Here is an 8629-nt window from a genome sequence, read left to right as displayed (position 1 = left end):
CTCGGGGCCCGCGGGGCGCGGACGGGGACGCCGGACGGGCCGAGATGCCCGTCCGGCGTCCACGCACTGCTGTCAACCGGTCACAGGCCGCTGCGCTGCCCCGGAAGGCTCGCCCGTGCGGCGAGGTAGGCGTCGCGGGCGTGCTCGGACGGCAGCGACGCGGACGTGCCCACCGGTCCGGCCGTCGCGGCGGTGCGCCGGACCTGCGGCGGCACCGGTCCCGGAGTGTCCGGGTGCAGCGACGGCGCCGGTGGCGGAGGCGACGGCTCGCTGTCCGGCGGGCGTTCGCCCTGCGGCCTGCGCGCCCGGTACGCCGCCCGGTACGCCGCGGGCGACGAGCCGAGCTGGCGGCGGAAGTGCCCGCGCAGGGCCACCGGTGAGCGGAAGCCGCACCGGCCGGCGACCTCGTCCACGGAGTAGTCCGAGGTCTCCAGCAGCCGCTGCGCCTGCAGCACCCGCTGGGTGATCAGCCACTGCAGCGGAGCGCTGCCGGTCAGCGACCGGAAACGGCGGTCGAAGGTGCGGCGGCTCATGTAGGCGCGCGCCGCCAGCGTCTCCACGTCGAACTGCTCGTGGAGGTGCTCCAGCGCCCAGGCGACGACCTCGGCGAGCGGGTCGGCGCCGATCTCCTCGGGTAAAGACCGGTCGAGATAGCGCTCCTGGCCGCCCGAGCGGCGCGGCGGGACGACCAGGCGACGGGCCAGCGCGCCGGCCGCCTCGTTGCCGTGATCCGTCCGCACGATGTGCAGACAGAGGTCGATTCCGGCCGCGGTGCCGGCGCTCGTCAGCACGTCGCCGTCGTCCACGAAGAGCTCTCGTGGATCGACGTGCACCGACGGATAGCGCTTGGCCAGCGTCGGCGCGTACATCCAGTGGGTGGTCGCCGGACGGCCGTCCAGCAGGCCGGCGGCCGCCAGGACGAACGCGCCGGTGCACAGGCCCACGATGCGTGCGCCTTCTTCGTGCGCCCGGCGCAGTGCGTCGAGCGCGTCCTCCGGTGGCGGCGAGGTGATCGAACGCCAGGCCGGCACGACGACCGTGCCCGCCCGTGCGATCGCCTCGAGGCCGTGTGGCGCGGTGAGTTCGAGGCCCCCTGTGGTCCGCAGTGGGCCTTCTTCACCGCCGCACACCAGCAAGCGGTAGCGCGGTACGCCGGCGTCCTGGCGGTCAATCCCGAACACCGACAACGGAATGGAACTCTCGAAGATGGGGCCGCCGCTGAACAGCAGCACGGCGACGATCTCCTTGCGGCGTCGCCCGGAGAGCTTCCGGGCCGCGGCTTCCGGCGCGGCAGTGGAGTCGTGGCTCATCCTGCTAAGCCCCCCTCGGTGGTCGCGGCGCCCCTAACTTGTCGGGCATGTCGCTCCAGCACGTTTCCCCTCGGTCCTGCACGAGTCCCCCGCCGTAGACAGTCAAGATCGAATCTAACGTGTCGCACAATGCCGGCGTGGCCAGTTCACCACCCGGCCGATTGTCGACATGGCAACTTGGCGTGAAGCATTCGATCACGAAGCGTTGCACTCGTGGGCCGTGCAGGGAAGTGCGCCTCGGTGTGGTGGCCAATCCCCATAGGGTGCGCAGGGTCCCGAAGACCCTTTCCGTGCAGGTGGAACGGGGGGTGGGGGGTGGTTACGGCAAGAGATGCACAGGGACCGGAAGTTGGCTGAAAAGAAGCGGTTCCATGTGTGAAAACCGGTCAACCGACCGGTGAGTTTCCCCCGGAGTGACGACCGCCACGGTGCGACCCCGTTCCGGTCCGCTGGCGACGCCCGCGATGGTGCGTCTGCGAGGGGTGCTCCCCGGTGAGCAGCCGGGCCGGATACCGCTCGGACCGGCGCAGCAGCAGCCGGCAGACGGCCGTGACGGCGGCGAGGCCGAGGGCGGCGCCGGCCGCGCCGGCCAGGGAGGTCCCGTACCAGAGCAGGACCGCCGGGACGAGCACGCAGGTGAAGGCCGCCCAGCGGATCAGGCCGGTGGCCCGGTCGTCGCCGGGGCGGTTCTCGGGGCGGAGGCGGGGCGAGGGCACGGGGCGGGCTCCTTTCCGGACTGCGGGGCGGACGGTCGGCGGCGGCGGGGCGGGGGGGCGACCGCGTCGACGGTCGGGCGGCGGGGGATCGGGCGGGTGATCGGCGGGCGGGCGGCGGTGCAAGTGGTTCAACGCCTGTTCGAGCGGTCGGTCACTGCCACGGCGCGGTTCCGTGTGAGCGAACCCTGTGCAAACCGCCTGTACGGGGCAGCAACCATTGCGTTACGGGCGTCCGCTCGTGCATGCTCCCTGGAACCCCCACCGAGGGTGTGCGGGATCTGGGCCCAGGAGGCGTGCCGCCGTACCCTTGGGGGTATGGGGTTGGGAAGACCATTCCCGGACAGCTCCGCCGCTCACTGTCGTCGCACCCGTATAAGGATCGATACGCCGAGACAGCCATGGCCGGTCACGAATTCTTCGAACCCGCGGACCGCAAGCGGCCCGTCGCCGATCCCACGGCGGCCGAGCCCCTGGCGGCCGAAGAAGCACGTCATTCCTGCGATCCCGCCTTCAAGCACGGCGTGGTCGTGGGCTTCGACGGCTCCACGTCCAGCGAGCGCGCTCTCGCCTACGCCGTCGGCATGGCGCATCGCTCCGGCTCGGGGCTGATCATCGTCCATGTCGCCAACCGGCTGCCCACCACGGTGTGGGCCGGCTGCGAGCCGCCGGTCTTCGTCGACGTGCCGGACCACCGCACCGAGGTGCTCGGTCTGGAGCTGGCGTGTGCGGACCACCTCGCCGAGGTGCCCTGGATCCTGGTCGAGCGGGGCGGCGACATCTGCCACGAACTCGAAGAGGTGGGGCGGGAGTACGAGGCGGACGCGATCGTCGTCGGCTCGACGCACGGCCTCGTCGGCCGGCTCTTCGGCTCCGTCGCCGGGCGGCTCGCCAAGCGGGCGAAGCGGCCCGTCATCGTCATTCCCTGACCCGTCGTCCTCCCAGGTGGGATGCGATCCGGAGGGCATGCGGCCCCCTGTGCGCGCAGCGTAAAACTACTGACGCGTAGAGGTGTTTGTGCCTTTGTGAAGGGCATATATCGCTCACACAACTGCACATGCCTGAAGGGAGCTTCACCGTGGACAACGACGTCTCTGCGGGAAGCAGCACCACCACGATCGCCGGCCGACTCGCCCTCGGCGTCACCCTGCTGGCCTTCGGTCTCGGGTACACCGACCTCATCGACGGTGTGACGGCTGCGGACGCCGTATCCATCGCCCACTACATCGGCGGCGTCGCCCTGTTCGTCGCCGGCCTGTTCGCCCTCCGGGACCGTGACACGGCCACCGGCACCGCCTACACCGTCCTCGGCGCCTTCTGGTTCACCTGGGCCGTCTCCGCCGGCGCCCAGGCCTCCGACAACGCGGCGGGGCTCTTCCTGCTTCTGTTCGCCCTCGTGGCGCTCTCCCTGACCCTCGCCGGCGGCGACCAACTCGGCCAGGGCGCGTACGGGTTGTTCTGCGCCGGGCTCGTGCTGATGGCCGTCGCCCGGTTCGCCGACAGCGACGGCCTCGCCAAGGCGGGCGGCTGGTTCGCCGTCGCGGCGGGCGCGGTCGCCTGGTACGCGGCGACGGCCGCGCTGGCGCACTGGCCCACCGCGTTCTCCCGACGCGCTGCCCGCCCCGGAGTGACGGCCGCGGGCTGAACGGCAGCCGGCGCCGGGGGGCGGGCGTCCCCGGCGCGAGAAAGGCCCCCCGCGTGCAGGTGGCGCACGCGGGGGGCCGCTCCGTGTCCGGCTCGGCTACTCGACCGTCACCGACTTCGCGAGGTTGCGCGGCTTGTCGATGTCCCGGCCGAGCGCCTTCGCCGTGTAGTAGGCGAGGAGCTGGAGCGGGATGCCCATGAGGATCGGGTCGAGCTCGTCCTCGTTCTTCGGGACGACGATCGTCTGGTCGGCCTTCTCCTGGCACTCGTGGGCCACCGCGAGGATCCGGCCGCTGCGGGCCTTGATCTCCTCGAGGGCCGCGCGGTTCTTCTCCAGCAGGTCGTCGTTCGGGACGATCGCGACCGTCGGCAGGGCGGGCTCGATGAGCGCCAGCGGGCCGTGCTTGAGCTCGGAGGCCGGGTAGGCCTCGGCGTGGATGTACGAGACCTCCTTGAGCTTCAGGGAGGCCTCGCGGGCCACCGGGTAGCCCCGGACGCGGCCGATGAAGAGCATCGAACGGGCCTCGGCGAACTCCTCGGCCAGCTTCTTGATCTCCTCCTCCTGGGCGAGGATCTCCGCGATCTGGCCGGGCAGCTTGCGCAGCCCCTCGATGATCCGCTTGCCGTCGCGCACCGACAGGTCGCGGGTGCGGCCCAGGTGCAGGGCGAGCAGCGCGAAGGCGACGGTGGTGTTGGTGAAGCACTTCGTCGAGACGACGCAGACCTCGGGGCCGGCGTGCACGTACACGCCGCCGTCCGCCTCGCGGGCGATCGCCGAGCCGACCACGTTGACCACGCCCAGCACCCGGGCGCCCTTGCGCTTCAGCTCCTGCACGGCCGCCAGCACGTCGTAGGTCTCACCGGACTGCGAGACGGCGATGTACAGGGTGTCGGGGTCCACGACCGCGTTGCGGTAGCGGAACTCGGAGGCCGGCTCGGCGTCGGCGGGGATGCGGGCGAGCTCCTCGATCATCTGGGCGCCGATCATGCCCGCGTGGTACGAGGTGCCGCAGCCGAGGATCTTCACCCGGCGGATCTGGCGCGCCTCGCGGGCGTCCAGGTTGAGGCCGCCGAGGTGCACGGTGGAGAAGCGGTCGTCGATGCGGCCGCGCAGCACGCGGTCCACGGCGTCGGCCTGCTCGTGGATCTCCTTGTGCATGTAGGTGTCGTGGCCGCCCATGTCGTAGGAGGCGGCCTCCCACTCGACGGTGGTGGGCTCGGCGGTGGTGCGGGTGCCCTCGGTGGTGTACGTGCGGAAGTCGTCGGCCTTGAGGGTGGCCATCTCGCCGTCGTCGAGGGTGACTATCTGGCGGGTGTGGGCGACCAGCGCGGCGATGTCCGAGGCGACGAACATCTCCTTCTCGCCGATGCCGAGGACGACCGGCGAGCCGTTGCGGGCCACGACGATGCGGTCGTTGAAGTCGGCGTGCATGACGGCGATGCCGTAGGTGCCCTCGACCACGCGCAGCGCCTCGCGGACCTTGTCCTCGAGCTTGTCGGCCTGGGAGCGGGCGATGAGGTGGACGAGCACCTCGGTGTCCGTCTCGGAGAGGAACTCGACGCCGTCGGCCTCGAGCTTCCTGCGCAGGTCGGAGGCGTTGTCGACGATGCCGTTGTGGACGACGGCGACCTTGAGGTCGGCCGACATGTGCGGGTGGGCGTTCACGTCGGAAGGGGCGCCGTGGGTGGCCCAGCGGGTGTGCGCGATGCCGGTCGTGCCCTTGAAGCGCGCGGGGACCTTGGCTTCCAGGTCACGGACCCGGCCCTTGGCCTTGACCATCTTCAGGCCGGCCGTCTTCGGGGAGGTGACGACGATGCCCGCGGAGTCGTACCCGCGGTACTCCAGGCGCTGCAGTCCCTCCAGCAGCAGGGGCGCGACGTCCCGCTTGCCGATGTATCCGACGATTCCGCACATATGAAGGTATCCCCAAGCTTTCGATCAGCCGTAGACGATGCGCCGCAGCTGCCGGAGCGAGAGCTCCGGCGGTGCGACCGCCCGGTATTTCAGGTCCGCCTCGATCTGTCCGAAGATCTCCGCGTTCACCAGGCCCTGGGCCTGGAGCTCGCGATGGCGGCGACGGACGTAGTTCTCGGTCGTCTCGTCGAAGTAGGCGAGCACATCCTGGATCACCCGCAGCGCCTCGCCCCGCTGGAGAGGCGTGGAACGCGTCAGGTGATCAACAAGTTCGTCGTGCACCCGGTAGATCCTGGGGTACGAGAGCCGGTTTCGCAAGAAACCTGCCCGATTTCGGGCAGGCCCTCGTTAAGGGGCCTTGGTCGAACGTTGAATGTGTTATGAGCGCCTGTTCGTGCGCCGTCCATGTGGCGTCCGGCGGCCCGTCGTCCGCGACGACGACTTTCAGACGTCATGGACACTCCTCGCATGGGCGTACCCGACCTGCTCGCCGACCGTATGAGCATGGCCGAGCAGCACGAGTACCTGCGCGCCAGGTTCTCCCGGCGCACGATGATCAGAGGCGGCGCGGTCACGCTGGGCGCCGTCACCGGTGGCGCGTTCGTGACGGGCGCCACCGCCCAGGCCGCCGTTCCCACCCAGCCGCTCTCGCACGTCGAGGCCGTCGACGGCGCTCTCGTCGCCCCCTTCGGCCGTCACCTGGCCTACGGCAACGACCCGCGCACCGAGATGACCGTCTCCTGGCAGGTGCCGGTCGCGGTGCGCAAGCCGTTCATCCGCATCGGGGCCCACCCCTGGGACCTCTCCCGCAAGATCGAGGCCGAGGTGCGCACCCTGTACACCCCGGCCGGCGTCGGCGCCAGCGGCGACCACACCCAGTACTACGTGCACGCCGAGCTCACCTGCCTCAAGCCGGGCAGGACCTACTACTACGGCGTCGGCCACGCGGGCTTCGACCCGGCCGCGCCGCACCTGCTGGGCACCCTGGGCACCTTCACCACCGCCCCCGCCCACAAGGCGCCCTTCACCTTCACGGCCTTCGGCGACCAGGGCGTCAGCTACCACGCGCTGGCCAACGACAGCCTGATCCTCGGCCAGAACCCGGCCTTCCACCTGCACGCCGGCGACATCGCCTACGGCGACCCCGCCGGGCAGGGCAAGACCTCGGACACCGTCTTCGACTCGCGTACCTGGGACCAGTTCCTCGCCCAGACCGAGTCCGTCTCCAAGTCGGTGCCGTGGATGGTGTCGTACGGAAACCACGACATGGAGGCCTGGTACTCGCCCAACGGCTACGGCGGCGAGGAGGCCCGCTGGAACCTCCCGGGCAACGGCCCCGACAAGAAGAACCTCCCGGGCGTCTACTCCTTCGTCTACGGCAACACGGCGGTCATCTCGCTGGACCCCAACGACGTCTCCTTCGAGATCCCGGCCAACCTCGGCATCTCCGGCGGCACCCAGACCAAGTGGTTCGAGGCGCAGCTGAAGAAGTTCCGCGCCGCGAAGGACGTCGACTTCGTCGTGGTGTTCTTCCACCACTGCGCGTACTGCACCTCCACCGCGCACGCCTCGGAGGGGGGCGTGCGCCAGGAGTGGGTGCCGCTGTTCGACAAGTACCAGGTGGACCTCGTCATCAACGGGCACAACCACCAGTACGAGCGCACCGACGTGATCAAGGGCGACAAGGTCGTCAAGAAGCTCCCCATCGGGGGCACGGCCTACTCCGAGACCGAGGGCGTCGTCTACGTGACGGCGGGCGCGGCCGGCCGCAGCCTGTACTCCTTCACCGCGCCGGACTCGTACGAGGGCCACGAGAACGAGGTCGACTCGGTGGCCTCGTTCGTCAACCTCAAGGGCGGCAAGCAGAACGAGACCGTCACCTGGTCGCGTGTGCGCTACCTCAACTACTCGTTCCTGCGCGTGGACGTCACCCCCGCGCCCAAGGGCCGCTACACGACCCTGACGGTCCAGGGCATCGCGGAGACCGGCGACCGCATCGACCACTTCACGGTGGCTCGCAGGGCGAAGTAGCGGCGCCGGTGCGCCCGGAAGGCGGGGCGCACCGGTCCACGCCGGCAGGCGGTCCTCGTCCGCGTCACATGCGGTGCAGGACCGCCTGCTTGGCGAGGGCGAACTCGTCGTCCGTCAGGACGCCGTCGCGGTGCAGTTCGCCGAGCTCGCGCAACCGGCGCAGCAGGGCGTCGTGGTCGGGGCCGGACGCGGGGGCGGGCACGGCCCCCGGCGGCAGGCCCGGCGCGGCGGACGCCGACGGCGGGAGCGCGTCCTCGGGGGCCGCCGGGTGGGGCAGCCGGGCCTGCACGGCCGCGGCGACCAGCGCCATCAAAGGGTCCTTCTTGAACCCCCACAGCTCGACGGCGTTGGGGTCGTACTTGGCCGGCGTCTTCGTCGGCGCGTGCCGCAGCCGGAAACGCAGGCAACCGTTCTCGAGACCGACCGCGGGCTGCCACTCCACGCCCTCGATCTCGGCGACGCCGATGCTGCGGGCGCCGGCCGAGGCCTTGGCCTCCTCCGTCTTCCAGTTCCACTCCAGGCGCACCCGTTCGCCGTCGAAGCTCGCGGCGCCGTCCCCGGCGGAGACCGACAGGGGCACGGCCGGGCCGGGCAGCAGAAAGGCGTCCACCGGGCCGGACGGGACCCCGTCGAGCAGCAGCGCCCGGCGCACCTCGTCCACGAGGTACTCGGCGACGCCGTACCGGTCGGACTCGACGGTCAGCTGGTAGGGGTCGTGCGGTTCGCTCAGCCGGCCGCCGGTCGCGTGCAGCAGGGGGTCCGCGCCGTCGCGCAGCCGCAGTCTGAGCCGTCCTGTCTTCTTGCCCTGCTCGAACGAGACGCCGGCCAACGCGTCCAGGGGGACGGTCAGTTCGCCCAGCGTGCGGCGGAGCAGACTGACGTTCCTGTCCCGGCCCGGGGTCAGCCGCAGGGCGTCGCCGTCGAAGACCCATGTTCCGTCGCGCTGGATGATTTCCGCCATGGGGCGATTCTTCCAAACACGGCGTCGGGCGCCCCCGGGGACCGTGCCCGGGGGC

General features: G+C 71.0%; 8 protein-coding genes. 3 read left to right on the top strand and 5 right to left on the bottom strand.

The annotated features are described in order from the left end of the window. Positions 1-80: 80 nt before the first annotated feature. On the bottom strand, positions 81-1310 hold the full coding sequence (locus tag ABT300_RS38425) for a helix-turn-helix domain-containing protein (RefSeq protein ID WP_351686149.1): 1230 nt from the start codon (positions 1308-1310) through the stop codon (positions 81-83). Positions 1311-1696: 386 nt separating this feature from the next. Beyond that, the gene (locus ABT300_RS38420; RefSeq protein WP_351686147.1) at positions 1697-2026 is read right to left on the bottom strand and encodes a hypothetical protein; all 330 of its coding nucleotides are present in this window, start codon (positions 2024-2026) and stop codon (positions 1697-1699) included. A 398-nt stretch (positions 2027-2424) separates the two neighbouring features. Between ABT300_RS38420 and ABT300_RS38415 the strand changes: the two genes are divergently transcribed. Both ABT300_RS38415 and ABT300_RS38410 read left to right on the top strand, forming a co-directional pair. Beyond that, a complete protein-coding gene (locus tag ABT300_RS38415; RefSeq protein WP_351686144.1) occupies positions 2425-2952 on the top strand; it encodes a universal stress protein in 528 nt (175 codons plus the stop codon). Positions 2953-3101: 149 nt separating this feature from the next. Continuing rightward, positions 3102-3668: a GPR1/FUN34/YaaH family transporter gene (locus ABT300_RS38410; RefSeq protein WP_351686152.1), complete on the top strand. Its 567-nt coding sequence runs from the start codon at positions 3102-3104 to the stop codon at positions 3666-3668. Positions 3669-3764: 96 nt separating this feature from the next. Here the strand turns inward: ABT300_RS38410 and glmS are convergent, their stop codons facing one another. After that, the gene (glmS, locus tag ABT300_RS38405) at positions 3765-5582 is read right to left on the bottom strand and encodes a glutamine--fructose-6-phosphate transaminase (isomerizing) (RefSeq protein ID WP_351686142.1); all 1818 of its coding nucleotides are present in this window, start codon (positions 5580-5582) and stop codon (positions 3765-3767) included. Between the two features lie 24 nt (positions 5583-5606). Further along, positions 5607-5864 (bottom strand): hypothetical protein, encoded by a 258-nt coding sequence (locus ABT300_RS38400; RefSeq protein WP_057574519.1) that lies wholly within the window; start codon positions 5862-5864, stop codon positions 5607-5609. Between the two features lie 186 nt (positions 5865-6050). Between ABT300_RS38400 and ABT300_RS38395 the strand changes: the two genes are divergently transcribed. After that, positions 6051-7613: a purple acid phosphatase family protein gene (locus tag ABT300_RS38395; protein WP_351686138.1), complete on the top strand. Its 1563-nt coding sequence runs from the start codon at positions 6051-6053 to the stop codon at positions 7611-7613. 64 nt (positions 7614-7677) lie between these two features. Here the strand turns inward: ABT300_RS38395 and ABT300_RS38390 are convergent, their stop codons facing one another. Then, positions 7678-8574, bottom strand: coding sequence for a DUF4429 domain-containing protein (locus ABT300_RS38390; protein ID WP_351686136.1), 897 nt, complete (start codon positions 8572-8574; stop codon positions 7678-7680). Between the last annotated feature and the right edge of the window lie 55 nt (positions 8575-8629).

The organism is Streptomyces sp. NPDC001027, from assembly GCF_040299045.1.
Taxonomy (GTDB): domain Bacteria; phylum Actinomycetota; class Actinomycetes; order Streptomycetales; family Streptomycetaceae; genus Streptomyces.
Note: the sequence above shows the minus strand (reverse complement) of the source record. Positions and strands in the feature narration are given on the sequence as shown.